23 protein-coding genes are annotated in these 26,491 nt (G+C 65.8%); 11 read left to right on the top strand and 12 right to left on the bottom strand.

Annotated features, from left to right (window positions below; translation table 11 throughout):
- The 3 genes from QF038_RS10395 (at position 1) to QF038_RS10385 (ending at position 2,448) form a co-directional block, all read left to right on the top strand.
- Complete coding sequence (locus QF038_RS10395; RefSeq protein ID WP_307610069.1) at positions 1-822, top strand: RNA methyltransferase; 822 nt, start codon at positions 1-3, stop codon at positions 820-822.
- 152 nt (positions 823-974) lie between these two features.
- Positions 975-1,232: a type B 50S ribosomal protein L31 gene (locus QF038_RS10390; RefSeq protein WP_009358283.1), complete on the top strand. Its 258-nt coding sequence runs from the start codon at positions 975-977 to the stop codon at positions 1,230-1,232.
- A gap of 124 nt (positions 1,233-1,356) precedes the next feature.
- Positions 1,357-2,448, top strand: a complete 1,092-nt coding sequence (locus QF038_RS10385; RefSeq protein WP_307610068.1) for a biotin/lipoate A/B protein ligase family protein — start codon at positions 1,357-1,359, stop codon at positions 2,446-2,448.
- Between the two features lie 99 nt (positions 2,449-2,547).
- On the opposite strand, the gene pepN is transcribed toward QF038_RS10385, so the two are convergent.
- Both pepN and QF038_RS10375 read right to left on the bottom strand, forming a co-directional pair.
- Positions 2,548-5,169: an aminopeptidase N gene (pepN, locus tag QF038_RS10380; protein ID WP_307610067.1), complete on the bottom strand. Its 2,622-nt coding sequence runs from the start codon at positions 5,167-5,169 to the stop codon at positions 2,548-2,550.
- A gap of 33 nt (positions 5,170-5,202) precedes the next feature.
- On the bottom strand, positions 5,203-6,255 hold the full coding sequence (locus QF038_RS10375) for a YeiH family protein (RefSeq protein ID WP_307610066.1): 1,053 nt from the start codon (positions 6,253-6,255) through the stop codon (positions 5,203-5,205).
- Positions 6,256-6,368: 113 nt separating this feature from the next.
- Between QF038_RS10375 and QF038_RS10370 the strand changes: the two genes are divergently transcribed.
- From QF038_RS10370 to QF038_RS10360, 3 genes are read left to right on the top strand one after another with little or no spacing between them, the layout of a single operon-like run.
- Positions 6,369-7,925 carry a circularly permuted type 2 ATP-grasp protein gene (locus QF038_RS10370; protein ID WP_307610065.1) on the top strand — a complete coding sequence of 519 codons (1,557 nt, stop codon included), beginning with the start codon at positions 6,369-6,371 and terminating at the stop codon, positions 7,923-7,925.
- A gap of 60 nt (positions 7,926-7,985) precedes the next feature.
- Positions 7,986-8,912 (top strand): alpha-E domain-containing protein, encoded by a 927-nt coding sequence (locus QF038_RS10365; RefSeq protein ID WP_013600945.1) that lies wholly within the window; start codon positions 7,986-7,988, stop codon positions 8,910-8,912.
- On the top strand, positions 8,909-9,760 hold the full coding sequence (locus QF038_RS10360; protein WP_307610064.1) for a transglutaminase family protein: 852 nt from the start codon (positions 8,909-8,911) through the stop codon (positions 9,758-9,760). Before QF038_RS10365 ends, QF038_RS10360 begins: the two co-directional genes overlap by 4 nt.
- Before the next feature lie 21 nt (positions 9,761-9,781).
- Here QF038_RS10360 and QF038_RS10355 read toward each other — a convergent pair whose 3' ends face one another.
- The 3 genes from QF038_RS10355 to glgC all read right to left on the bottom strand — a co-directional run bounded on the left by QF038_RS10355 (position 9,782) and on the right by glgC (position 13,206).
- Entirely contained in the window at positions 9,782-10,249 is a 468-nt protein-coding gene (locus QF038_RS10355) for a pyridoxamine 5'-phosphate oxidase family protein (RefSeq protein WP_307610063.1), read from the bottom strand.
- A 16-nt stretch (positions 10,250-10,265) separates the two neighbouring features.
- Positions 10,266-11,717 carry an SDR family NAD(P)-dependent oxidoreductase gene (locus QF038_RS10350; protein ID WP_307610062.1) on the bottom strand — a complete coding sequence of 484 codons (1,452 nt, stop codon included), beginning with the start codon at positions 11,715-11,717 and terminating at the stop codon, positions 10,266-10,268.
- 79 nt (positions 11,718-11,796) lie between these two features.
- Positions 11,797-13,206, bottom strand: coding sequence for a glucose-1-phosphate adenylyltransferase (glgC, locus tag QF038_RS10345; RefSeq protein ID WP_373461554.1), 1,410 nt, complete (start codon positions 13,204-13,206; stop codon positions 11,797-11,799).
- A 102-nt stretch (positions 13,207-13,308) separates the two neighbouring features.
- Here glgC and glgA point away from each other — a divergent pair, with 102 nt between their 5' ends.
- Positions 13,309-14,514: a glycogen synthase gene (glgA, locus tag QF038_RS10340; RefSeq protein ID WP_307610061.1), complete on the top strand. Its 1,206-nt coding sequence runs from the start codon at positions 13,309-13,311 to the stop codon at positions 14,512-14,514.
- Between the two features lie 84 nt (positions 14,515-14,598).
- Here the strand turns inward: glgA and QF038_RS10335 are convergent, their stop codons facing one another.
- Positions 14,599-16,713, bottom strand: coding sequence for an acyl-CoA dehydrogenase (locus QF038_RS10335; RefSeq protein ID WP_307610060.1), 2,115 nt, complete (start codon positions 16,711-16,713; stop codon positions 14,599-14,601).
- A 63-nt stretch (positions 16,714-16,776) separates the two neighbouring features.
- On the bottom strand, positions 16,777-17,526 hold the full coding sequence (locus QF038_RS10330; RefSeq protein ID WP_307610059.1) for a TetR/AcrR family transcriptional regulator: 750 nt from the start codon (positions 17,524-17,526) through the stop codon (positions 16,777-16,779).
- Between QF038_RS10330 and QF038_RS10325 the strand changes: the two genes are divergently transcribed.
- The 3 genes from QF038_RS10325 to QF038_RS10315 are packed head-to-tail and all read left to right on the top strand — an operon-like array spanning position 17,525 to position 21,144.
- Positions 17,525-18,886 (top strand): acetyl-CoA C-acetyltransferase, encoded by a 1,362-nt coding sequence (locus tag QF038_RS10325; RefSeq protein WP_307610058.1) that lies wholly within the window; start codon positions 17,525-17,527, stop codon positions 18,884-18,886. The two genes, QF038_RS10330 and QF038_RS10325, sit on opposite strands and share 2 nt — an antisense overlap.
- A gap of 9 nt (positions 18,887-18,895) precedes the next feature.
- The gene (locus QF038_RS10320) at positions 18,896-20,236 is read left to right on the top strand and encodes a 3-oxoacyl-ACP reductase (protein WP_307610057.1); all 1,341 of its coding nucleotides are present in this window, start codon (positions 18,896-18,898) and stop codon (positions 20,234-20,236) included.
- Complete coding sequence (locus QF038_RS10315; RefSeq protein WP_307610056.1) at positions 20,233-21,144, top strand: MaoC/PaaZ C-terminal domain-containing protein; 912 nt, start codon at positions 20,233-20,235, stop codon at positions 21,142-21,144. The genes QF038_RS10320 and QF038_RS10315 overlap by 4 nt, the downstream gene beginning before the upstream one ends.
- A gap of 9 nt (positions 21,145-21,153) precedes the next feature.
- Here QF038_RS10315 and QF038_RS10310 read toward each other — a convergent pair whose 3' ends face one another.
- The 4 genes from QF038_RS10310 to QF038_RS10295 all read right to left on the bottom strand — a co-directional run bounded on the left by QF038_RS10310 (position 21,154) and on the right by QF038_RS10295 (position 25,350).
- A complete protein-coding gene (locus tag QF038_RS10310) occupies positions 21,154-22,221 on the bottom strand; it encodes an aromatic acid exporter family protein (RefSeq protein ID WP_307610055.1) in 1,068 nt (355 codons plus the stop codon).
- 146 nt (positions 22,222-22,367) lie between these two features.
- Positions 22,368-23,477: a serine hydrolase domain-containing protein gene (locus tag QF038_RS10305; protein WP_307610054.1), complete on the bottom strand. Its 1,110-nt coding sequence runs from the start codon at positions 23,475-23,477 to the stop codon at positions 22,368-22,370.
- A gap of 31 nt (positions 23,478-23,508) precedes the next feature.
- Positions 23,509-24,600, bottom strand: a complete 1,092-nt coding sequence (locus tag QF038_RS10300; protein ID WP_307610053.1) for a glutathione S-transferase family protein — start codon at positions 24,598-24,600, stop codon at positions 23,509-23,511.
- A gap of 9 nt (positions 24,601-24,609) precedes the next feature.
- Complete coding sequence (locus QF038_RS10295) at positions 24,610-25,350, bottom strand: M50 family metallopeptidase (RefSeq protein WP_307610052.1); 741 nt, start codon at positions 25,348-25,350, stop codon at positions 24,610-24,612.
- Between the two features lie 133 nt (positions 25,351-25,483).
- On the opposite strand from QF038_RS10295, the gene QF038_RS10290 reads away from it, so the two are divergent.
- Positions 25,484-25,948, top strand: a complete 465-nt coding sequence (locus tag QF038_RS10290) for a GatB/YqeY domain-containing protein (RefSeq protein ID WP_307610051.1) — start codon at positions 25,484-25,486, stop codon at positions 25,946-25,948.
- A gap of 85 nt (positions 25,949-26,033) precedes the next feature.
- Here QF038_RS10290 and QF038_RS10285 read toward each other — a convergent pair whose 3' ends face one another.
- Positions 26,034-26,336: a DUF4193 domain-containing protein gene (locus tag QF038_RS10285; protein WP_009358564.1), complete on the bottom strand. Its 303-nt coding sequence runs from the start codon at positions 26,334-26,336 to the stop codon at positions 26,034-26,036.
- Between the last annotated feature and the right edge of the window lie 155 nt (positions 26,337-26,491).

The following is a 26,491-nucleotide window of genomic DNA, read 5'->3' as shown; positions in this document are numbered from 1 at the left end:
GTGACAATCCACTATCTCGAGTCCGCCGCGGATCCCCGCGTGACCGACTACACCCAGCTCACGGACGTGCACCTGCGCAAGCTCCGGGAGCCCGCCGAGGGCATGTACATTGCAGAATCCTCGCGGGTGCTCCGCCGTGCGCTGGCAGCCGGGCACCAGCCGCGCTCGTTCTTCCTGGCGGAAAAGTGGCTGGACGATCTCCAGGACATCCTCCGGGCGTACCCGGACGTACCCGCGTTTATCGGCAGCGCCGCCCTACTGGAGGAGATTACCGGCTTCCATCTCCACCGCGGCGCCATGGCGGCCATGCAGCGTCCCGCCCCGGTGCCGTTGCCCGAACTGCTCGCCGGCGCCCGCCGCGTGGCCGTGCTGGAGGACATCGTGGACCACACCAATGTGGGGGCGATCTTCCGGTCGGCCGCCGCTTTGGACATCGACGCCGTCCTGGTGTCGCCCCGCTGCGGCGATCCCCTCTATCGCAGAAGTGTCCGCGTGAGCATGGGCACCGTTTTCCAGGTGCCCTGGGCACGGCTCAACAGCTGGCCGCAGGACCTGCACCTGCTCAAGGACCACGGCTTCACCGTCGCGGCCCTGGAGCTGACCGATGATGCGCAGGACGTGGACAAGGTGGCCGCGCAGAATCCGGAGAAACTGGCCCTGGTGCTCGGCACCGAAGGCGCAGGCATGAGCGCAGAGACACTTGCGGCCGTCGACCTCGCGATCAAAATCCCCATGCGCAACGGGGTGGATTCGCTCAATGTGGCTGCCGCCTCGGCCGTGGCGTTCTGGGAGCTGCGGCCACGCGACGAGCTCCGGAATTAAGCTCCGGCGCGGGGCCTTGCCCGGTTCGCTGGCACCGTGCTTATCCGCTATTATTGGTAGCTGGCCGTCCCGAGTCTTTCGGCGCGGAACGCGGCCATCCCATTCATACCTGGCAACTGGCAAAATCCAGTTGTGCGAACAAAGGTCCCATTATGAAGTCTGATATCCACCCGAAGTACGAAGCTGTTGTTTTCAACGACCTGGCTTCCGGCGTCAAGTTCCTGACCAAGTCCACCGTGTCTTCCTCGAAGACCATCGAGTGGGAAGACGGCAACACCTACCCGGTCATCGACGTCGAAATCTCCTCCGAGTCCCACCCGTTCTACACGGGCAAGCAGCGCATCATGGACTCCGCAGGCCGCGTCGAGCGCTTCAACGCTCGCTTCAAGGGCTTCGGCGGCAAGAAGTAAATTCACTTCGCCCAAGCTTGCCAGGGAAGCCCGCACCGGCAACGGTGCGGGCTTTTCGCGTTAACGTCTGCAGGGGCCGCATCGGCTTGGCGCCGGGCCGCCTTTCTGGGGCAGGATGGAAGCCATGACCGCTACGCCATCCCCAGCAGCTGATTCCGCTTCCCGCCGGCACGGCGAGTACAAAGTCCCCGGCGGCAAGCTGGTGGTGGTGGACCTGGACGTCACGGACGGCCTGCTGGCCAACGTCTCCGTCAGCGGTGATTTTTTCCTTGAGCCGGACGAGGCACTCCTGGACATCAACCGCGGCCTCACGGGACTGCCGGAAGGTATGACGGCGTCCGAGCTTGCCGCCGTCGTCACCGCTTCACTGCCTCCCAATGCGGCCCTGTTCGGCTTCTCTGCCGACGCCGTCGCCATCGCAGTCCGCCGCGCACTGGCCAGGGCCACATCCTGGGCGGACCACCACTGGAACCTCATCGCGCCCACGGTCCTGCCCACGGAAATCAACGTCGCGCTGGACGAAGTGCTCACCGAAGAGGTGGGCGCCGGCCGCCGCAATCCGACGCTCCGTTTCTGGGACTGGCAGGAACCGTCCACGGTGATCGGCAGCTTCCAGTCCTACCGCAACGAGGTGGACCCGGACGGAGTGGCCAAGCACGGCATCAAAGTGGTCCGCCGGATCAGCGGCGGGGGAGCGATGTTTATGGAGGCGGGCAACTGCATCACGTACTCGCTGTACCTGCCGCAGACCCTGGTGGACGGCCTGAGCTTCGCCGACTCCTACCCGTTCCTCGACGCCTGGGTCATGGCCGCGCTGGAGAAACTGGGCATCACCGCCTTCTACGTCCCGCTGAACGATATCGCCACGGACCAGGGCAAAATCGGCGGGGCTGCCCAGAAGCGCCTGGCCAACGGCGGCATGCTGCACCACGTGACCATGAGCTACGACATCGACGCCGACAAGATGGTGGAAGTGCTGCGCATCGGCAAGGAAAAGCTCTCGGACAAGGGCACCCGCAGCGCCAAGAAACGGGTGGACCCGCTCCGCCGCCAGACCGGCCTGGCCCGCCCGGACATCATCGCGGCCATGATGGAAGTCTTCGCCGAGCGGTACAGCGCCACGCCCTCGGAGCTGACCGAGGCTGAGCTGGCCACGGCCCGCGAACGCGTGGCTGCAAAGTTCGGAACCGACGAATGGCTCCACCGGGTGCCGTGAGTCCAGCGCGGCTGCGCACTGACGCACAGGTTCGCTGGGCACGGACTGCCCCTGCGCAGCGAGCACAGGCTTCACTGCGCAGCGCGGTACAAAAGACTGTTACCGGGATGCCTGTGCGGTGAGTGCCCGCAGCAAGTGGCTGCGCTGCTCGATGATGATCCTGCACAGAGCACGGGGAGCGTCCGCATTGGATTCCAGCCACTCGTCCGTCCGCCGAATGACCGGATGGTCCACCGGCTCCGTGCCTTCCGCCAAGTCCTGGGCCAGCGGGAAAAGGCCGCGGACAATCCGGCTCGCGATCTCGATGCTCCGCCCCTCCCACACACTGCGCAGGCACTCAAAGTACGGTTCCACATAGGGCTCCAGCAGGTTCGCCGGCGCTGTCATGAAACCCGAGATCGTGGCGGACAGCAGCTGATTGGAGAGTTCGTTCCCGTGCACTGCGGCGTTCCATGCCGCGGCTTTGACGTCCGGATCGGGCCGGGCGGCGAGGGCCGTGGCGTGGCCGGCGCGTCCTGATGCCGTGGTGTCGCGGGCCAGTTCGGCGTCCAGCTCAGCCACCGTTGCCTGGCAGTTTGCAGCCATGGCATGCCACATGTGCCAGCGCAGTTCAGCATCCACCGACAGGCCTTCCACGGGCGCTGTCCCATCCAACAAACCCCTCAGCCGGGGCAGCATGGAGCTGTCATGCCTGCTGAAGGTGGCGAGCGTCCGCGCCCAGGCAAGCTGCTGGTCCGAGCCCGGTTTTGCCCGGTCCATGTCATCCTCCGCGGTGGCCAGGAAGGACGCCCGCACGGCAACGCGTTCCCGGGCCGGGGTGTAGCGTTCGACGGCGGTGCCCGCGTTCTCGAGGATGTTCAGCAGCACCCCGATCCCGGTTTCAGCCGGGCCGAAAGCGGCAACAGCGTCCACGTACCCCGAAGCGGGCCTCTCTCCGTCCCGGGCGGAGTTCCACAACGCCGTCCAGCAGAGGGCCCGGGCCATGGGATCGGTAATCCGGTCCAGCGATGCCCGCACGGTTGCTTCGGATGCAGGGTCCAGCCGGACCTTGGCATAGGTGAGGTCATCATCGTTGACAAGCAGGAGGGCGGGCCGCCGCTGGCCGGCGAGCTGGGGGAGTTCCGTCCGTGCACCGGCCACGTCCGTTTCGAAACTTCCGGTCCGCACCAGCGCGCCGTCGCCGTCAAAATCATAGGAGCCCACGCGCAGGCGGTGCGGCCGCAGCTCTTCGCGTCCCGTCACCGGGTCCGTCGCTTCCTGGACGATGGCCACCCGGCCGGGGGCGCCGTCGTCGTCCCTTACCTTGTCACCGGCCGCGAAGTCCAGGGACAGCGTGGAGATCCCCGAGGTCTGCAGCCACTGCTTCGCCCAGCCCGCGAGATCCCGCCCGGAAGCGGTGCTCAGTGCGGCCAGCAGATCGGCCAGGGACGTGTTTCCGTAGGCGTGCTTGCGGAAGTATTCACGAGAGCCGGCGATAAAGGATTCGAATCCCACGTAGGCCACCAGCTGCTTCAGCACCGAGGCGCCCTTGGCGTAAGTGATTCCGTCGAAGTTCTGCTTGGCGGCTTCCAGGTCCGGGATGTCCGCCACGATGGGATGGGTGGTGGGCAGCTGGTCCTGGACGTAGGCCCAGGCCTTGCGTTTGTTGGCGAAATTGACCCAGGCGGTGTCCCAGTCCGTAGCGCGGTCTACACCCAGGGTGCCCATGTAGTCGGCGAAGGATTCCTTGAGCCACAGGTCGTCCCACCACTGCATGGTCACCAGGTCGCCGAACCACATGTGCGCCATCTCGTGCATCAGGGTGTTGGCCCGCGCCTGGTACTGGGCATCGGTGGCACGGGAGGTGAAGACGTAGCTTTCGGTGAACGTCACCAGGCCGGGGTTCTCCATGGCGCCGAGGTTGTATTCGGGCACGAAGGCCTGGTCGTATTTGCCCCACGGGTAGGGGTAGTCGAAGAGCCGGTTGAAGAAGTCCAGGCCTTTTTTGGTAAGCCGGAACAGCTCATCGGTGTCGAATGAACCGGCCATAGAGGCGCGGCAGTACAGGGCGAGCGGGACGTCCAGGGAGGTCCCGTCGTCGAGCGTTGCCTGCCAGCGGTCCTCGGCCTTGAAGTACGGCCCGGCCAGCACGGTGGTGATGTAGGTGGACATGGGCTCTGTGGCGGCGAAGTCCCAGCGGGCCGTGGCGGAACCGTCCGTGAGCAGGGTGCGGTTAACCTCCGCCCCGTTGGAGACGACGTGCCAGTCCGCGGGCGCCATGACATGGAAGGTGTAGGTGGCTTTGAGGTCGGGCTGTTCAAAGTTGGCGAAAACCCGGCGGGCGTCGGCCGGCTCGTACTGGGTGTAGAGGTAGCACTGCCCATCGGCAGGGTCCACGAACCGGTGCATTCCCTCACCGGAGCGGCTGTAGAGGGCAGTTCCGGTAACGGTGACCTGGTTCTCGGCCTGCAGCTTCTCCAGCCTGATCCTGGCGCCGTCCACCACCTCATCCACGCGAAGGCCCTTGCCGTTCAGGACCACGCTGTGCACCTCGCTGCCGATGAAGTCCAGGAACGTTGAGGCACCGGGCTCGGCGGTGAAGTTGATCACGCTGCTGGTGGGATAGCCGGCCACGTCCGGGTCCGGTGCCTGCCGCACGTCCAGCGAAACGTCATAGCTGGTGGTGTTGATCAGGGCTGACCGGGCGGCAGCTTCATCGCGCTGCAGATTCTCATGTGACACCCAGCTATCTAATCACGGGGCGGGTGGCCAATATCACGCAGTGATCAGCAGGGCGGCCGCCAGCCCCAGGAGGGCAATCAGGAGCCAGGATGCAAGGGCTGCCAGGAGCGCGCGTCCGCCGGTGAGCATCAGGGTGCGGATCCGCACCGCCGAGCCCAGACCGAACAGCGCGGCACCGAGCAGGATGTCCTGCAGCGCCGCCCCTGCCTCCAGCCACCCGGCGCCCAGCCACTCTGTGGAACGCAGGCCCACCATGGCCATGAAGCCCAGGACGAACAATGGGACCACGGGCGGCAGCTTCGCCTGAGCATCGTTGTCGGGGCCGGACCGCATGGCCTGTCGGTGGTGTGCTCCGGCTATGGCTGTCACGGGCGCCAGCAGCAGCACCCGGGTGAGTTTAACCACCACGGCGATGCCCAGTGCTGCCGTTCCCGCAGTTTGCGCCGTGGCCACCACTTGGCCAACGTCGTGAACGGACGCGCCCGTCCAGGCCCCAAACGCGGGCGCGGAAAGCTGAAGAGGGTGGACCAGCAAGGGCAGGACGCCGATGGCAAGCGTCCCGCACAGCGTCACCAGCGCCACCGGAAGGACGGTGTCCACGTGCCGGATCCGGCGCACCGCGGCCATGGCTCCGATGGCTGAAGCACCACAAATCGAGAACCCGGTCGCCACCAGGAGCGAGGTCACGGGCGGAAGACGGAACAGCCGGGAGATCAGGTAGGTGCCGCCGAAACTGGCGGCGACCACCCCGGCAATCAGGACCAAGGCAAGCCAGCCCAGCCCCAGCACGTCCATGACGCTCACCTTCAGCCCCAGCAGGACGATGCCGCCGCGCATCAGGTGTTTTCCGGCGAAGTCCAGCCCGGGGCGGGCCCTTCCGGCGGTCCAGACCCCGGCCGCGGGCAGGTTGGCTGCGAGGACGCCCAAAACCACGGCCAGCGTCATGGCCGGAAGCGCGGGAACCAGGCGGTGCACGAGGAAGGCAACAGCCAGCGCAAGGGCCGCCGTGGCCAGCCCCGGGATCAGCCGGTCAGCATGTTCGGGGAGGCCCGGGCCCGGGGCTGGGAGGCTTCTGCTGACTGGCACTCACCTACTGTGCCGGAAAAGTTCCTGAATCCACGAACCAGGCGGCCTGCGCCAACACGCCAGAATGGATGGCAGTAATGAATTCGAAACAAAAAGATGGTTGGCTTGTGGACATGTCAGACCTATTCCAGGATTACTCCGTGGCCGCCGGCCGGAACGGAGCCTACGACGAGATGTTTGCCCCCGGGCAGCAGGCCCGGGGCTCCTATGGGCAAGTAGCGGACGCCCTTCGCAAGCTCTCACTCGCCGATGTCAGCGCACGCGCCGACTCGATGGCCCGCACCTTCCTGGACCGTGGCGTCACTTTTGATTTCGCCGGCGAGGAGCGCCCGTTCCCGCTGGACATCGTCCCGCGCGTCATCCCCGCGGCGGAATGGGATGTGCTGGAACGCGGCGTCGCGCAGCGCGTGCGCGCGCTCGAGGCCTTCCTCAACGACGTGTACGACAAGATGACCGTGGTGTCCGACGGCGTGATCCCGCGGCAGCTGGTGACCACCAGCGCGCACTTCCACCGCCAGGTGCACGGCTTTGAGCCGGCCGGCGGTGTCCGCGTGCACATCTCGGGCATTGACGTGGTCCGCGATGCCGCCGGAACGTTCCGCGTCCTGGAGGATAACGTGCGCGTGCCCTCCGGCGTGAGCTACGTCCTGGAGAACCGGCGTGCCATGGCTAAGGGCCTGCCCGAAGCCTTCGGGCAGCAGCTCATCCGGCCGGTGGAGGAATACCCCCGCCGGCTCCTCTCAGCCCTGCGCAAAACCGCACCCGCCGGCGTGGACGATCCCACCGTCGTCGTGCTCACTCCCGGCGTGTTCAACAGCGCCTACTTTGAGCACACGCTGCTTGCCGGCCTGATGGGTGTTGAACTGGTGGAAGGCCGCGACCTTATCTGCCGCGGCAACCGCGTGTACATGCGCACCACGGCCGGCGAGCAGCGTGTGGACGTGATTTACAAGCGGATCGACGACGACTTCCTGGATCCGCTGCAGTTCCGGGCGGATTCCATGCTCGGTTGCCCCGGCCTCGTGAACGCGGCCAGGGCTGGCGGGGTGACCATCGCCAACGCCGTGGGTAATGGCGTTGCCGACGACAAACTGGTTTACAGTTACGTCCCTGACCTGATCCGCTATTACCTCAGTGAGGAGCCCATTATCGCCAACGTGGACACCTACCGCCTCGAGGAAAAGGAAGCGCGGGAGTACACGCTGGACAACCTCTCCGAACTGGTGGTCAAGCCGGTGGACGGGTCCGGGGGCAAGGGCCTGGTGATCGGCCCGGACGCCTCCAAGGACGAGCTCGACGCCCTGCGCCAGCGGGTCATCGCCGACCCCCGCGGCTGGATTGCGCAGCCCGTCCTGCAGCTTTCCACGGTGCCCACGCTGAGCGGCGACAAATTCGGCCCCCGACACGTGGACCTGCGGCCTTTCGCAGTGAACGACGGCGACAACGTCTGGGTTCTTCCCGGCGGCCTGACCCGCGTGGCGCTGAAGGAAGGGTCCCTGATCGTGAACTCCAGCCAGGGCGGCGGTTCCAAGGACACCTGGGTCCTGGCGGATTCGCCCCAGGTGCCGGTGGAAACCGTGCCGAGGCCCTCCATCTCCGTCCGCGAACGCGTGTCCGTGTGGCCCGTGGAGAGTAACTGGCGCGACCGCCAGTCGGAGCAGCAGCAGTGAGCCCGTCCGCCGTCGGGCTGGTTTCTTTTACAGTTTCGGGCCCGCAGGAGGTAACCGCGAATGCTTAGCCGTATAGCCGAGTCCCTTTTCTGGATTGGCCGGTATGTGGAGCGGGCCGATGGCACCGCCCGTATCCTTGACGTCCACCTGGAACGCCTGAACCACCTCCCCATGGAGGAACGCAAGAGCGTGGCCCAGGAGCTCCTGGCGGTAATGGGCGCGCGCCCGCAAAGCGAGGACTTCGGCCTGCCGGAGCTGCTCCACGCCCTGGCCTATGACAAAACCAGTGCCACCTCCATCGCCGGCTCCCTCGGCGCTGCCCGTGAGAACGCACGCCGCGCCAGGGAAACCGTTTCGTCCGGCCTGTGGGAGAGCCTGAACACCACCTACTACGGGCTGAGCCAGCACCGCAAGGACGTGGTGGGCACCTACCGGTTCTGCAACTGGACCCTCGAACGCACCGCCATGGTCAGCGGCCTGGCCGACACCACGGTGAGCCATGACGAGAGCTGGCTGTTCCTCGTTCTGGGACGCTCGCTGGAGCGGGCCGACATGACCGCGCGCATGCTTTCCACCCGCGACGTCCTGTCCGCGGGTATGTCCTGGGTGAACATGCTCCGCTGTGCCGGCGCCTATGAGTCCTTCCTGCGCACCCGGCGGGCAGCCTTCGGTGACCAGCATGCGGCAGAATTCCTGCTGCTGGACCGTTTGTTCCCGCGGTCCATCGTCTACGCGCTCCGCGACGCCGACGAGTGCCTGGCAAAACTTGATCCCTCTGCCCAGAGGGTGGGTTTCATCAACGACGCCCGCCGCATCGTGGGCCAGGCCCGGACCTTCCTTGAGTTCCACCGCACCGACGACCTGATGTCCGAGCTGCCCGAGCACATGGAGCGGGTGCAGAAGGCAGTGTCCCAGGCCTCGGACGCCATTTCCCGTAAGTACTTCAATCAGGCGGACGAACTGGCCTGGGTGGGAGAAGTTTCATGACCCGGCTGAGCATCGTTCACAAGACGGCATACAAGTACAACAAACGCGTCACCCTGTCCTACAACGAGGCCCGGATGACGCCGCTCACCGACTCGCAGCAGGTAGTGCTGGAATCGGTGGTCAAGGTGTCGCCGTCGCAGGCCGCCGTCAGCACCTACCGGGACTACTGGGGGACCAGGGTCACTGCGTTCGACATGCAGATGCCGCACGAGCACCTCGAGGTCGTCTCCAACATCACCGTGGAGGTGCACCGCGCCGGAAAGATCCCTTCTGAGTCCGACATTGCGGGCTGGGATGTCCTGGCTTCAGCCGAGACACTCAACACCTTCAGCGACTGGCTGCCGCAGTCACGGCTGAGCGGACCCGGGGATGAGGTTTTGGGCATCATTCCCGGCGTAGTCGAAGGCAAGAACCCGCACGAGGCTGCCATGGCGGTGTTTGAGTGGATGCGCGGCGAGATGACGTACATGTCCGGTTCCACCGCCGTCACCACGAACGCGGAGGAAGCCTGGGGCCAGCGCAAGGGCGTGTGCCAGGACCTGGCCCACCTCGCCATCGGGGCGCTGCGCAGCTGCGGCATTCCCGCCCGGTACGTGTCCGGGTACCTTCACCCGCGCTCCAGTGCGGGCATTGGCGAAACAGTGGCCGGGCAGTCCCACGCCTGGCTGGAGTGGTGGGACGGGGACTGGCGGAGCTGGGACCCCACCAACCACAAGCCTGCCGGCGATTTCCATGTCACCGTGGCCCGGGGCAGGGACTACCGTGACGTGCCCCCGCTGAAGGGCATCCTGTCCGGCGGCGGCGGATCGGCGTTGAGCGTCAGCGTGGAGATCACCCAGCTCGCCTGACCGGCACGCTTACGAGGCGGGTTACTCCGGTGATGCTTTGGCTGCGCCGCTGAGCTGGGTCCACCAGGTGAGCGGTTCGGTGACTTTGAACCGCCGGCCGGTGATGCTGTCCGGCGTGATCCGGACGAACGCGTCCTTCTTCCCCGCCTGCCAGGGGAAGAGGTACAGCTGGGTGGTTTCCATAATCTGTTCGGTGCCGGTAACGACGTCGGCCGTGCCCTTGGCCACCACGCTCCAGGCCAGCCCGGTGTCGGGATCCACGCCGTCCGCTTCCAAAGCCACGGCGGCACCCTTCGAGGAGCCGGCCAGCTTGGTGCCCTCGCCGGTGCGGAAGACGAGCGTTCCGCCGTCCACTGTGTAGTTGACAGGGAAGATGTCCGGGCGCCCGTCAGCAAGGACCGCGAGCCTGCCCACGGAGACCGTCCGCAGCATGGCCCAGCACTCGTGGTGTTCCAGATTCTGTACGTCAGGGGAAGTCTCGCGGCTCATGCCGCTGAGCATACGCCTACCAGGGGCTGGGCTTGTAGTCCTTGAGGAACACCCCGTACTGGTCCTCGCCGTTCTCGCCCATCACGATGGGGTCGTAGACGCGCGCGGCTCCGTCCACCAGGTCCAGGGGCGCGTGGAAGCCCTCTTCCATGAGCCGGACCTTGGTGAAGTGGGGACGTTCGTCCGTGATCCAGCCAGTGTCCACGGCGGTCATGAGGATGCCGTCGGTTTCCAGCATCTCCTGCGCGCTGGTCCGGGTCATCATGTTCAGCGCAGCTTTGGCCATGTTCGTATGTGGGTGGCCGGGTCCCTTGTAGGCGCGGGAGAACTGGCCCTCCATAGCGGAGACATTCACGATGTACTTCCGCCGCGCCGTGGACTGTTTCATCGCCGGCCGCAGCCGGCTGACCAGCAGGAACGGGGCCGTGACGTTGCAGAGCTGGACCTCGAGCATCTCCAGCGGATCCACTTCGTCCACCACCTGGGTCCAGCTGTTGATGGTGGCCAGGTCCGGCACCAGGCCGCCGGCGTCGATCGCTGTTCCCGAAGCGATCCGCTCCAGCGAAGCCGACCCGGTGGACAGCGCCAGCGAGGTGATGGCATCCCCGGCGAGCACCGGGTGCTCGGTGACGCTGCTGGCCAGGGCCAGGGGGTGCTTGTCGTGTGCGTGGCCGAAGGTCACCAGCTCGGGGCCGCCGTTGGCCTGCTCGAGGGCCGCCGGCAGCGGCTCGTCCTCGGCATCGACCAGCGGCTTGTACGCATTGCCGGACCGGCGCACCGTTTGGGCCGCGTTGTTGATGATGATATCCAGCGGGCCCGCCTCGTTCAGTGAGTCCGTCAGGGCCATGACCTGGGCCGGGTCGCGCAGATCGATGCCCACGATCCGGAGCCGGTGCAGCCACTCACCGCTGTCCTCCATGGCGGCGAACCGGCGCGCGGCATCCTTGGGGAACCGGGTGGTAATAGTGGTGTGTGCACCGTCCCTGAGCAGCCGGAGGGCGATGTACATCCCGATCTTGGCACGTCCGCCGGTGAGCAGCGCGCGGCGGCCGGTCAGGTCGGTGCGGGCGTCGCGCTTGGCGTGGTTGAAGGTGGCGCACTCAGGGCACAGCTGGTGGTAGAAAGCATCCACCTGGGTGTAGTGCTGCTTGCAGATGTAACAAGGGCGGGACCTGATGAGGTGGCCGGCCACCTTGCCGGTTGTGGAGGGCGCCAGCTTGTTGCCGCGGGTTTCGTCGTCGATCCGGTCCGGCGCCGCGGTGGCCGTCAGGGCAATGACTGCCCGGTCTGCCTCGGAGATGAGGTCCCGTTTGGTGACCCGCCGGTGCCTCTTGACGGCCTTGAACATCTTGCCGGTGGCGCGCCGCACCGAGACGTAGTCCGGGTGCTCCTCGTCATAGGCGTGGATCGTGTCGAGGACCTTGAGGCATGCCTGGATTTCCTCAGGCGTCAGATCGGGGGAGCTCATTGTACTGATTTTACAGCCTGGAACTCCCCGCGGCCCCCACTGCGCAGGGACCGCCGGGGGAGTGCCCACGCGGAACGGTTCAGGAAATACGTACTCCCGGCACTGCTTCCGCTGCCGCCGCGGCGTGCGTCTTGGCAACCTTGTCCACCGACTCACGGACCTCGGGGTACTGCTCGGCGGCGGCCTTTACGGCATTCGGTACCAGGTGCAGGTTCGCGGCCGCCAGCTTCCGCTCCTCGTCACCGGGTTCCGGAACTTCCTGGCCCTTGGCCAGCACGGTGATACCGGATTCGGTGACCTTGTAGCCGCGGGCACGGTCCAGGTCGGGATCCAGTCCGATTGCCGCACCTGCAGGCACCTTGACGTTCTTGTCCAGGATGGCCCGGTGGATCACGGCGCCCTCGCCGACATACACCTTGTCCATCAGGACGGAGTCGATGACGCGGGCACTGGTACCCACAAAGACGTCATTGGACAGGACCGAGCCTTCCACCACTGCGCCGGAGATCACCACGCCGCTGGAAACGATCGAGTCCAGCGCGGTGCCAACAGTGTTGTTCTGGCCCCGGACGAACTTGGCCGGCGGGGAAATGCTCTGCCGGGTGTAGATGGGCCACTCGGAGTTGTAGAGGTTGAAGACCGGAAGGGGGGAGATGAGGTCCATGTGGGCGTCATAGAAGGAGTCGATGGTGCCTACGTCGCGCCAGTAGGTGCGGTCCCGTTCGGTGGAGCCGGGGATGTCGTTCAGCGTGAAGTCGTAGACGCCGGCCTCGCCCTGGTTCACGAAGTACGGGATGATGTCCCCGCCCATGTCGTGCTTGGTGTCCAGACGTTCGGCGTCCACGTGGAGAGCCGCTACCAGGGCGTCGGCGTCAAAGACATAGTTGCCCATGGAGGCCAGGAACTGGGACGGGTCCGCGGCCAGGCCTGGGGTGCTGGACGGCTTCTCCACGAAGGCGGCGATCTTCTGAGGATCGTTCTGGTCCACTTCGATCACGCCGAACTGGTCGGCCATGTGAAGGGGCTGCCGCACTGCGGCGACCGTTGCCTTTGCCCCGCTGTTCACGTGCTGGGCCACCATCTGCGCGAAGTCCATACGATAAACGTGGTCAGCGCCGACCACCACAACGATGTCCGGGTTGGCGTCGTGAATGAGGTTGAGGGACTGGTAGATGGCGTTGGCGCTGCCCAGGAACCAGCTCTTGCCCACACGCTGCTGGGCCGGAACCGAAGCCACGTAGTTGCCAAGCTGCGTGGACATGCGCCAGGTCTCAGAGATGTGGCGGTCCAGGCTGTGCGACTTGTACTGGGTGAGCACAACGATCTGCAGGTAGCGGGAATTCACCAGGTTGGACAGGGCGAAGTCGATCAGCCGGTAACTTCCGGCGAAGGGTACCGCCGGTTTCGCGCGGTCTGCCGTCAGTGGCATCAGCCTGTTTCCCTCGCCGCCCGCGAGGACAATGGCCAGGACTCTTTTGTTCAACGGCATAATGATCGCTCCTGTACGCCTTCGTAACTCCCCAAGACAGTCCGGCATGCCCGGACTCCTTCACACTAGAACAGTTATGCGTGAAGGACTACCTTGGGTCTTGTGCGAATAGACATTGTGACTAAAGAGTTTCCGCCTGAAATCTATGGTGGCGCCGGGGTCCACGTAGCCGAATTGAGCAGGGTGCTTAGTAAGCACGTTGACCTGCAGGTTCGTGCATTTGGGGCTCCGCGCGACGCCGACTATCATGGGGCGGCGGTGTCCTCCTACGCGGTGCCGGAGGACCTCGGCTCGGCCAATGCCGCCGTGCAGACGCTGGGGGTGGACCTGCGGATCGTCCCGGACATCGAAGGCGCGGACCTTGTCCATTCGCACACTTGGTACGCCAACATGGCCGGGCACCTCGCGTCCCTGCTCCACGGCATTCCGCACGTGCTCAGTGCCCACAGCCTGGAGCCGCTGCGCCCCTGGAAGGCGGAGCAGCTGGGCGGCGGTTACGCACTGTCTTCCTGGGTGGAAAAGACCGCCTACGAGGCAGCGGCCGCCATCATCGCCGTCTCGGAGGGCATGCGGCAGGACATCCTGCGCAGCTACCCGGACGTTGATCCGGCCAAGGTCCGCGTGGTCCACAACGGCATCGACGTTGAGCTGTGGCAGCGCGACGAGAATGACGACGCCGTCCGTGCCCTGGGCATCGACCCGGACAAGCCCAGCGTGGTCTTTGTGGGCAGGAACACCCGCCAGAAGGGCGTCCCGTACCTCCTGCGGGCGGCAGCAAAGCTTCCCGCCGACGTCCAGCTGGTCCTGTGCCTGGGCGCTGCCGACACTCCGGAGCTTGCCGCAGAGACGGCCCGCTTGATTGAGGACCTGCAGCGCGAACGCACCGGCGTCGTGCTCATCGAGCGCATGCTTCCCCGCCATGAACTGATCCAGGTGCTCAGCCATGCCACCGCCTTCGCCTGCCCTTCCATCTACGAGCCGCTGGGCATCGTGAACCTGGAGGCCATGGCCTGTGGCGCCGCTGTAGTGGCCAGCGCCACCGGCGGCATCCCCGAGGTGGTGGAGCACGGCCAGACCGGCCTGCTCGTGGACCTGGAGCAGGTAACCGACGGCACGGGGACACCCCTTGATCCGGAGAAGTTCGTCACGGAATTTGCTGCGGCCCTCACGGAGGTTGTCTCCGACCCCGACCGCGCCCGCGCCATGGGGCAGGCCGGCCGGAAGCGCGCCGAGGAACACTTCTCCTGGGAATCCATCACCGAAACCACCCTCGAGGTGTACCGGTCCGTCCTGCCGGCACAGAGCTGACGTTCCCGAACCCCTTAACGACGACGGCGCCGCCCACCTTGTGAGGTGGGCGGCGCCGTCGTCGTAATTGCTGTTGCGGGACGGTTAGTTCCGGTGGCCGGCGGTCCGCGCCAGCAGGACCTTCTCGTCCACCGGCGCCTTGCCGCTGGCCCGTTGGCCGCGAAGGTAGGCCCGCGCCTGGTCCTGCCGCTCCTTCTCGGCGCCGGTGGCGATGGCAGCGCGCACGTGGTCTTCGCCGTAGCCGAAGGCGTCCACGAGGTCCACTGCGTGCGGGCGGATTTTCACCAGCAGACGGTTGATGTACTCACCCACCGTCCGGCCCCGCTGCATGGAGAGCCGGCCGTTCATGAGGTACCAGGAGAGGTTCTTCTCGATCAGGGACAGGCCGAACAGGTCCCGCAACCAGGTCAGGACAATCCGAGTGCCGGGGTCCTTTACGTCCCTGAGGGCATCGGTGAAGGCCTCCCACTGGAGCAGCTCGGCATGGGCCTGCGCGGCGTCGATCAGTTCGTTCTGGTGCCGGTTGAACAGCGCGGCGCCTTTCTCCTGCGACATCCGGCCGGTTCCCTTGAGTGCGGTTGCGGCCTCAGCCACCATGGCTTGCACCCGGTCGGTAAGCAGCGCCCGCTGGCCTTCCTCATCGCGGAGGGCGATGGCCGCCTTCTGCACTGATCCGGTGTCAGCGACGAACTGCGCTACCTGCCGCAAGCCGGTCCGGTGAATGGCGGCCCCTGTGGCCTGGCCCACCACGTACCGGGCCAGCACGCCGAAGTCGACGCTGCGGAATTCCTTCGCATAGTCGGCCAGGAGCCGTTTGGCCACGAGTTGCAGCAGAACTGTGTTGTCGCCTTCGAAGGTTGCGTAGACGTCCAGGTCCGCCCGCAGCGATGCGAAGCGGTTCTCGATCAGGAAGCCGGCGCCGCCGCAGGCTTCCCGGCATTCCTGCAGCGTGTCCAGGGCGTGCCAGGTGCTGAGCGGCTTCAGTGCGGCGGCGAGCGTTTCCAGGTCCTGGCGGTCTTCGTCGGTGTCGTGCGCGCCGGAGAAGACGTCGTCGAACTTCTGCAACAGCTGCTCGTGGGCAAAACTGGCTGCGTAGGTGGTGGCCAGCCTGGTGAACAGGCGTTTCTGGTGGCGCTGGTAGTCCAGGAGTACTTCCTCTTCGGTGTGGGAGGATGCGTTGAACTGCCGGCGCTCGGTGGCGTACCGGATGGCTGCCTTCAGCGCCACCTTGGAGGCTGCCACCGCGGCACCATCGAGGGACACCCGGCCTTGCACCAGGGTTCCCAGCATGGTGAAAAAGCGGCGGCCCGGGCTGGCGATGGGGGAGCTGTAGGTGCCGTCAACATCGACGTTTCCGTAACGGTTGAGCAGGTTGGTCCGGGGGATACGCACGCTGGTGAAGTGCAGCCGGCCGTTGTCTATGCCGTTGAGTCCGCCCTTGATGCCGTCGTCCTCGCCGCCGATGCCGGGCAGGAACTCCTTGGTTTCCGGGTCCCGGAGGTCCACATAGAACGCGTGGACCCCATGGTTGACGCCCCGTGTGATCAACTGGGCGAACACCACCGCACCCAGGCCGTCAATGGCGGCGTTGCCGATGTAGTCCTTCCACGCAGCGCGGAACGGCGTCTGCACCACGAACTCCTCGGTGGCGGGATCGTAGGTGGCGGTGGTGGCAATGCTTGCTACATCCGAGCCATGTCCGGTTTCGGTCATGGCGAAGCAGCCCGGGATCTCCAGGCTCATGATTCCCGGAAGCCACTTTGCGTGGTGCTCTACAGTCCCCAGGTGCATCACCGCGGAACCGAAGAGCCCCCACTGGACACCTGCCTTGATCTGCAGCGACGGGTCCGCCACCACCAGTTCCTCGAAGCCTGCAATGTTTCCGCCGTGGTCGTCGGATCCGCCCAGCGACTCCGGGAAGGCACGGTGCACGGCCTCGTTCTCCACCAGGTACTTCAGCTGCGCGGATACCCGGGCACGGTGCTCAGTGTGCGTTAACCCCTCGATCTTGTGAAGCTCAGGACGTGCGGCAAGGTCCCTGGCCTGGCGCCGGGTTTCGGCCCACTTGCCCAGGAGCTGCTCTCCCAGGGCAGCGACGTCGACGCCGGCGGGCCGGGCGTCGGCTGTCCTGTTGGCGGCAGCTGCCCGCGTGGCGGGGCGCTGCCTTCTTCCGGCGGGACGGTCCACTAATTCAGTCATGTCGAGTCCTTCGTTGGTGCTGACAGAGGTGGTGGTGCTGATTGTTGCCGCTGCAGAGGGTGTTCATGTCCCTGCGGATATCAGCTCCGGTGCGATGCCGACGCAGAGCCAGTCGGTGATCTGCCGCGCCATCGCTTCCTGCCCCGGCTTGGCAGGGGAAGCAGGGGTGGTGAGCCACTGCTCGCCCGCGTTCCGGACCATACCGATGGCGGCTTTGGGCCAGTAGCCGATGACGGCTTCCTTGCCGTCACCCAAATGGGAGCGCATGGGTGCGGCAATCATTTCGGCGACGGAGTCAAAAAAGTGCCCCAGGGCGGCAGATCCCGCTCCCGGGTCCTGGGCGGTGTCCGCGTCGGCGGCCGGACGGGTCACAAAGGTGTAGACGTTGGGACTGGTGCTGGCCATCTGCAGGTAGGCAGTGACCATGGCCAGCAAACCTTCCCGCGGAGTATCTGCGCTCTGCGCGGCCTCCCGGATCCGACGCTGCATCTGGCTGAGGACAACCTCGCCCACGGCCTGCTGGAGTCCTGCCTTGTCACCGAAATACCGGTAGAACACAGACTTCGACGTACCGGCGGCCGTTGCGATGTCCTCCATTGAGGCGTCGCTGCCCAGTGCGTGCACGGCCCGGCGTGCTGCCTTGATCAGCTCCCGGCGCCGTTCCTCCCGGTGGCTCTGCCAACGGGACGAGCGGCCGTCACCGCCGACGGCGGCGGACACGGGTAAGGAGCCGGTTTGCTGGATGTTCACGATACCCAGCGTATCAGGTACGCTGGGTATCGGTAACCGCACGTGACCCGAGGAGATACCCATGTCCATTGACGGACAGACCACTACCGGACCCGAATCCGGCACTCCCGCCGCAGCCTCCGACCCACGGCTCCGCAGGGCAGTCATCGTTGGCGGCAACAGGATCCCGTTCGCCCGGGCCGGTGGGGCATACGCCAAGTCCTCGAACCAGGACATGCTGACGGCGGCGCTGGACGGGCTGGTTGCACGCTTTGGGCTGCAGGACGAGCGGATCGGAGAAGTGGCCGCGGGGGCTGTGCTGAAGCACTCCCGGGACTTCAACCTCACGCGGGAAGCAGTCCTGGGTTCTGCCTTGTCACCCGAAACACCCGCGTACGACCTTCAGCAGGCATGTGCCACGGGGCTCGAAACCGTGGTGGGCCTCTCCAACAAGATCAAACTGGGCCAGATCGAGTCGGGAATCGCGGGCGGAGTGGACTCCGCATCGGACGCGCCCGTGGTGGTCAGCGAAGGCCTGCGCGAAGTCATCCTCGACCTCAGCCGGGCCAAAAGCATTCCGCAGCGGCTTCAGATCCTCAGCCGGCTGAGGCCCAAGGACCTCGCCCCGCTGGCCCCCGGCACCTCCGAGCCCCGGACAGGTCTTTCCATGGGGGAGCACCAGGCGCTCACCACCTCGCAGTGGAAGGTCTCCCGTGAGGCCCAGGACGAACTGGCACTCGACAGCCACCGGAACCTCGGATCGGCTTACGATGCCGGGTTCTTCGATGACCTCATCACCCCTTACCGGGGCCTGACCCGCGACGGAAACCTCCGTCCTGACACCTCGCTGGACAAGCTCGCCGGCCTGAAGCCGGTCTTCGGGAAGAACCTCGGCGCCGACGCGACGATGACAGCAGGCAACTCCACTCCGCTGACCGATGGTGCCTCCACCGTGCTGCTGGCCTCCGAGGAGTGGGCTGACGCCCGGGACCTGCCCAAGCTTGCCGCGGTCGTGGACGCCGAAGCGGCCGCCGTGGATTTTGTCCACGGCAAGGACGGCCTGCTGATGGCCCCGGTATTCGCCGTACCGAGGCTGCTCGCCCGGCAGGGACTTACCCTGGCGGACATCGACTTTTTCGAGATCCACGAAGCTTTCGCCTCCACCGTCCTCAGCATGCTCGCGGCATGGGAGGACGAGGAATTCGGGCGTACCCGGCTGGGCCTGGACGGCGCTTTCGGCAAAATTGACCGGTCACGGTTGAACGTCAACGGTTCCTCGCTCGCCGCCGGCCATCCGTTCGCCGCGACAGGCGGCAGGATTGTCGCCTCCCTTGCCAAGACGCTCCACGCCAAGGCCAGTGCCGAGGGCCGCCCCGTCCGGGGCCTGGTCTCGGTATGCGCTGCCGGTGGACTGGGTGTTGCCGCAATTCTCGAATCACTGTAGGGGCACTGGATGACTGACACGTATGCGCAACTCGTAAACCAGGGCCTGGGCCGGAACGTTGCCAGGAAGCTGGGGCTGCCCCAGCCCGCCGTCCTGCGCCGGTACCAGCCCGGGCAACCGCTGATCACCGGGCCAATCCTGGTCCAGGGGGACACCCCCGGCGCCGACAAACTGGCCGCCGAACTGCTGGCGTGGGACCTCGACGTCAGGAGGCACGCGGTTCCGCGGGAAAAGCTCGGGGCCATCCTCCTGGTCCTGGACGAAGTGGCACGCCCCGAAGACCTCGGAAAACCCATCCTTGCCGTCGCCGCCTCCCTCCGGGACCTTGGCCCCGGAGGGAGGGCCATCACAATATCCCGGCCGGCGTCGGACGCAGCCACACCAGCCCAGGCCGCCGCACGGCAGGGGGTGGACGGGTTTCTGCGCTCCCTTGCGAAGGAACTGCGCGCCGGCGCCACCGGCAATGGCCTGCTCCTGGCGCCGGAGGTGGAGACAACAAGCCCCAGTACGCTGGCGGCACTAAGGTTCTTCCTCTCGGGCCGGTCCGCCTTTGTGGATGGACAATTCCTCAAGGTATCCACCACGGCGGGAGAACCGCCCCGCAACATTGAGAAGCCGCTGGAAGGAAGGATCGCCGTCGTCACCGGAGCAGCCCGGGGCATCGGTGCAGCCATCGCCAGGACCCTGCACCGCGATGGGGCCACGTTGGTACTGGTGGACATCCCTGCAGCCGGCGACCATCTTGCGGAGGTGGCCAACGAGGTCAAGGGCACCGCCCTCCAGCTGGACATCAGCAGGGACGACGCCGGGCAGCGGATCCTGGAGCACGCCGCGCAGCGGCACGGGCGCCTCGACATCATGGTCCATAATGCGGGCATCACCAGGGACAAGCTCCTTGCCAACATGGACGAATCCCGCTGGAGGTCAGTGATCGAGGTCAATATCGCCGCGCAGCTCCGGATCAACGAGGCTCTGCTCGCATCAGGAAACTTCCGCTCGTCACCCCGGATAGTCTCCGTGGCGTCCACGAGCGGCATTGCCGGCAACCGCGGCCAAACAAACTACGCGGCCTCCAAGGGAGGCGTGATGGGAATGGTCAGGGCAACCGCGCCACTGATCGCCGCCTACGGGGGCACCATCAACGCCGTGGCTCCGGGCTTCATTGAAACGGAAATGACGGCCCGGATTCCCTTCGCCCTGCGGGAGATGGGCCGCCGCCTGAACTCCCTGCAGCAGGGTGGGCAGCCAACCGATGTCGCGGAGACCATCGCGTTCCTCGCCAGTAACGCCGCCGGCGGCATCAACGGCGAGGTCCTTCGGGTCTGCGGACAAAACCTGGTGGGGGCATGACGCCCCCGCAGCCGGTCATCCTCGGTGAGATGCCATCGCTGTCGAAGCTGTACGTCAACGCCGCAGCCCAGGCTGCGCGGCGGCGGCTGCTCGGGACCCATGACGGCTCTGACCTGCCGGCCGAAAGCCACGAGGTCCGCGGGGCGAGCGTGGATGTCGGCAACCTCACTGCCTACCAGCACCTCGTTGGCGAATCCGCCAGCGACGTCCTGCCGGCCGGCTTTATCCACGCCCTCTCGTTCCCCCTCGCCATAAGCGTGATGAACAGGGACGACTTTCCGCTTCCGCTGCTGGGCATGATCCACCTCCGGAACAGTGTGGAACAACGCTCTCCGCTGCTTTTCACGGACTTACTGGACATCACTGCCCATGTGGAGAACCTGCGCGGGCACCGTGCCGGCACGCAGGTGGATGTGGTCAGCGAAGTGCGCCGGACAGGGTCCCCGGACATCTGCTGGCGCGGTGTTTCGACCTATCTCGCCAAGGGGGTCTTCCTGCCCGGAATCGACAAACCCTCGCCGGTGCCGGCGCGTGCTGACTTCAAGGCACCCGATCCCACAGCACTGTGGCAGCTGGGGGTTGATACCGGCAGGGCGTACGCAGCCGTGTCCGGCGACTTCAACCCCATCCACCTCAGCGTGCTCTCGGCGAAGGCTCTGGGGATGCGCCGCTCCATGGCCCATGGTATGTACCTGGCTTCCCGGGCCCTCGCCGACGTCGGTGCCGTCCGCGGGGATTCCTTTACCTGGGAGGTGGACTTTGAGGCGCCGGTGTTCCTTCCCTGCCGGGTCGCCCTGGATATCAGCTCCCTTCAAGGAAGTGCCGGAACATGGGAGCGTTCCGACTTCACCGCCTGGAACCCCCGGTCGGGCCGCCGGCATTTCAGCGGCTCCGTTGCCATGCTCTAGTCCGTAGTCTTACGACGCCGGAGCCTCAGTTCCCGGGGGGACGGAACGCAGGATCCGGTGCAGGCTGAGGAGGATCGATTCGGACGCAGGCACGGCGCCCTGGTCCAGCTCCCTGGCGGCGGTGGTTGCCATGCATGCTTCCACCGCCGACTTGGCGGCCGTGAAACGCTCCGCCTGCCGGTCCTCATCTTCGTTGCTGAAGGAACACAGCAGCTCCCCGGTAGCAATGATGGCGTTCGCCAGCGGAGTGTTGTCCTCCAATGGGACGGTATATGGCACATCGCTTTCCCAGATCACGTCGGACAGTACGTCCGTCATGTCCTGGACGTGGAACGAGACCCTTTCCAGTTGGCGAAGGTTGCGATAGTCACGGTCGATGTCACGGGGGTGGAGCTTGCGCCGCGGGTTCGCCCTTCGGCTGGCGTCAGCCTCCTTGACGAGATGCCGGACCGAGCGCGTGGCCGATGCCAGCTCGTCGGAACGGCGGGACCATTCCTCGTGCTCGGGCGGCCACTCTTCCTTGAGCGCGGTGCCCATATCCGTCATCTGCCGGCCCAGCGCGAGACGGAGGTCGTCCAGGCTGGCCGCTGCAGCTTTGAGGTGGAGCGGGGGAAAGACCAGGAAGTTGACGGCAATCCCCACTGCGACGCCGGCGCCCATCTGCACCAGGTAGCCGAAGGAAAAGTCGTCGGCATTGCTTCCGCCCACCAGCAGGACCAGCAGGGCCGCCGTCGGAATCCAATCACTGCCCGAACCGAGGCCCGGCAAGCCGCCCAGCAGCACCCCTATCCCCATAAAAATGGCCACAGTCAATGGTGACGGGTCCGCGATGTTCACCAGGACCACGGCGAGGCCGATGCCCACGGCCAATCCGGTGAGGGCCTGCACGCCCTGCCGGACCGAACCCGCCACGTTGTGGTACATGGCCACCAAGGCTCCCAGGGGCGCGTAGTAGGCATAGTGGGACGCGCTGCCCGGCATCAGCGGGGCAATGAGGAACGCCAGCCCGGCGGCCAATGCCGCTTTCGCTGCCAACTGCAGGCGCTGCGCGGCGAAGGCGCCGGACAGTCCGTCCACCGCCTGCCTTAATAATCGGGTCCCCCCGGCCCACCGGATTGCCGGTCGTGCTTGAGATTTGACCATCCGCCCCACACTAGGGCGCCTTGTCCGCAACCACAAAGGCGCAGGTCAGGGCCGCAGCCAAACCGGCCGGAGCCACCCGTTCAGGAGGAAACAGCAGCCGAACGGCGTACGGCAGCTGCCAGCTGGTGCGCCTTTCCGGGCGTCCGCCCGTCCTCCGCACGGCGGGGAACGTAGCCGAAACCGAGGCCGTAGGCGGGGTCGGCGAACCCGAGCGCGGCGTTGGCACCCTCGTGGCCAAAGGCGCGGTGGCTGCCGAAGTCCCGGGACGGATGCGGTTTCATAAACACCACGGCGAAGGCGTTGTCCAGACCCGATGAGCGGTCCAGGCCCCACACCTGCTCCTGGGACATCACGTCCAGCGTTTGAGGAGTGAGGAAAGCCCCGGTGCCGTCAATTCCGGTGGTGGCCGCAGCGTAAAGCCGGGCCAGCCCCTCCGCCGAGCCCACCCCGCCGGCCGCAGCCATGCCTGCACTCCGGACGCTGCGGATATTGGGCAGTTCCATGATGGTGCTGACCGGCGCGTTGCTGTTCAAGCCTTCCAGGCTGAGTGGATCCACCCATGGCCCTTCGGCATCGGCGGTATAGAGGACGTCCCGGTACCGGGGCTCCAGCTCAGCGGGCAGGCCAAGGAAGAAATCGATGCCCAGCGGTGTCCGGATCCGCCGTTCATAGATGCCTTGCAGGGATTCTCCGGCAGTCCGGCGGCACAGTTCCTCCATGATGATCCCGATGGTCAGGGCGTGATAGCCGAATTGCCGGCCGGGCTGCCAGGAGGGACGCGCCGCCGCCAGCCGGGCAGCAGCATCGGCAGTGGTGAACTCATCCAGGGCGAACCCGCCCTCCACACCCACCAGGCCGGCCTGGTGGGACAACGCCTGCCGCACCAGGAGCCGGTCCTTGCCGTGCACTCCAAACTCAGGCCAGTACTTGGTCACGGGAGCGTCGAGGTCCAGGAGGCCGTCCTGGACCAGGAGTGCGATCACCATGGCCGCCACTCCCTTGGAGCAGGAGTAGGCGCCCGTGATGGTTTGCTGGTCCATATCCGGGCCGCCCGCCAGCTGTAGCACCTGCGAGCCGTTCCGGTACGCGGCCACCTGTGCACTGTAATTCGAGTCCTCGGCCAGGAACGATTCGAACAGCTCCAGGACATTTTCGAAACCGGGCGCTACAAAACCATGAGAAGTTTGCATCCGACCAGTCTAGGCGAGCAAGCGCTTTCCCTTACAGCGTCGCGCCGTGCCCCGGTGCAACTTCTTCACCCGGTTTCACCGGGCCAGGCGGTGTTCCGTCACCAAAGGGCCTGCCGCCCAGGGCCTCGCGGCCGTGGGGCTCAAGCCAGCCGCCAAGGGCAGGACCGGCGGGAACGATCCCGGTGGGATTGATGTCCTCGTGCACGATGTAGTAGTGCTGCTTGATCTGCACGAAGTCGATGGTGTCCCCAAATCCCGGCGTCTGGAAAAGGTCCCGGGCGTATCCCCACAATGCGGGCATCTCACTGAGTTTTTGACGGTTGCACTTGAAGTGGCCGTGGTAAACGGCGTCGAAGCGGGCCAGGGTGGTGAACAGCCGCACGTCCGCTTCGGTGATGGTGTCGCCCACCAGGTAGCGCTGGCCGGACAGGCGGTCCTCCAGCCAGTCCATCGCGGCCCAGAGCCGTTCATAGGCAGAGTCATATGCTTGCTGGGAACCGGCGAAGCCGCAGCGGTAGACGCCGTTGTTGACCTCGGTAAACACGCGCTTATTGACCTCGTCGATCTCGTCCCGAAGGTGCTCGGGGTACAGCAGAGGTGCGCCGGGACGGTGGAACCTGGTCCATTCCGTGGAAAAGTCCAGCGTGATCTGCGGGAAGTTGTTGGTCACCACTTCACCGGTGGCCACGTCGACGATCGCCGGGACAGTGATACCTCGCGGGTAGCCCGGGAACCGCTTGAAAAAGGCCTCCTGCAGGCGTGTGATGCCCAGGACAGGGTCCACTCCGCCGGGGTCAAGGTCAAAGGTCCAGGACCGGGCATCGTGCGTAGGGCCGGGCTGGCCGAGGGAGATGGCATCCTCCAGTCCCAGGAGCCTGCGGACAATCACGGTTCTGTTGGCCCAGGGGCAGGCCCTCGCGGCGATGAGGCGGTACCGTCCAGCCTCAACCGGCCAGCCAGGTTCCCCGTTAGGTCCCGTCCTGCCGTCCGCGGTGATGCGGTCCTCGATGTAGTTGGTGTCTCGGTTGAACTCGGCTCCGCCCGTGACGTAGGAGCCGCGCGTGCTGTAATCAGCGGGTTTGCCGCCTGCCCGCTGCCGGGCGCTTTCCGTTTCCTGGCTCATAAATCCAGCCTATGCGCCCGGCGGCAGGATTGCTGAGATTGGCTGCCAGGCTGCCAGCCAGGATGCGGCTACAAGGACCAGAAACATGAGGATCCATATGCCGGAAGGCACTGCCGTTGCCCGGTACAGCAAATAGGCGTCGGACGTGGCAAGCCTGTCCCTCCTGCGCAGGTGGACATGCGTGAGTCTGCCAAGGTCCCGCACCGCACCAATCAGGAGTACCAGGCCCAGGATGACGGCGACGTGGCCCACGAATGCTGCCGGAACCAGGAGAATCAGCGCGGCGCAGCCAAGGATGGCTCCGGTGGTAATAAGGAAGCCCGCAGCGTTGCGAAGGAACATCAGTGTGGCGGCCAGGACAACGGCGCTGGCCGCGACGGCGGCCGGCCCCCAGCCATTGAAACCACACCAAACGAAGGCGGCACCAATCACTGCAGGCGTGGGGTAGCCCCAGAAGCAGGACCAAACGGTGGCGAGCCTGCTCCGGCTGTAGGTGGTGGTGGTTCCGGAATGGTCAAGCCTGAGCCGGATTCCGGAGAGCCGCTGTCCGCTCGTTACAGCGGCAAAGGCGTGTCCCAGTTCGTGGGTGGCGGTAGAGAGCAGGCCCACATACCTCCAGGACCGGCGGGGGATGGCCAACGCAGTGGCGATGGATACAACCAGCAGCAACTCCGTGACGCTGATGGTGGGGATATCCGTCTGTCTGAACGCGCTGAGCACCGGGGCCCAGAAGTCACTGGGGAGGCTCACGGGGTGCGGTCCGGGGAGGTGCGGGCTTTTTCGGGCATAAGCCCCTACGGTACTAGGGATGGCTGGGTGCGGCCGCAGTACCCCGCCGCCCCGCGAACAAGGGCCGACAGGCAACAAGGAACAGAGGAAAACCGTGTCATCACTGAAAGAACGGCTGCAGGCCGACGTGGTCATCCACATGAAGGAGCGCAACAAGACGGCGCTCACCACCGTCCGGAACGTCCTGGGCGAAATCGAGACCCGTGAGAAATCGGGTAAGACTCCGGTGCAGCTTGATGACCTGCAGGTGACGTCCCTGCTGCAGAAGGAAGCTGCGAAGCGCCGCGAAACGGCGGGAATCTACACGGAAGCGGGCCAGGCGGACCGTGCCGCGGCGGAGATCGCCGAGGCGGAAGTCATAGAGTCCTATCTGCCCCAACCGCTGTCGCAGGAGGAAGTCGAAGGGATCGTGGATAAGGTAATTGCCAGGCTGCGCGACGCGGGCCGTGAACTGACACCCCGCCAGATGGGCGAAGTCATGAAACCTGTGACGGCGGAGGTGGCGGGGCGCTTCGACGGCAAGGAAGTCAGCCAAATCGTGCGGCGGAAGCTCACTTAAAGCCTAGAGGCACGTCTCCCAATGGGACGTGCCTCTTGCTTAGTTGAGGGAATGGCTGAATCCGCCGCTCCACATGACCGCCTGGTCAGCCCTCGCACTCGGTGCAGTAGCTGTGGCCGTCCTTCTGGCGCGCAATCTGCGAGCGGTGACGGACCAGGAAGCATGAGTAGCAGGTGAATTCGTCGTCCGCCTGCGGAATGACCTGCACCACGAGCTCCTCGGCGACGAATTCGCCGCCGGGTACGCCCGCACCGTCCAGGCCGTCAGCTTCGTCCAGCTCAAGCACCACGCTGCGTGCGTCGGGAGCATTGGCTGACTGGAGCTGCTCGAGTGAGTTGTCCTGCGATTCCTTGACGTCGGAACGCAGTTCATCGTAATCGGTTGCCACTTTGGGTGCTTCTCTTTTCTTTGGTTCGTCTGTCGCGTATGAAACGTACAGCATCATCCGGGTATTCCCCAATAGCCGGAGTATATTGACCGCCGCCTGGGTACAGGTTCAGAGGAAGGCCGGCGCAGCGTTTCGTTGTGCTGTTCCGGCCGCAG

The organism is Pseudarthrobacter sp. W1I19 (assembly GCF_030817835.1).
In the GTDB taxonomy this organism is placed as follows: Bacteria; Actinomycetota; Actinomycetes; order Actinomycetales; family Micrococcaceae; genus Arthrobacter.
Note: the sequence above shows the minus strand (reverse complement) of the source record. Positions and strands in the feature narration are given on the sequence as shown.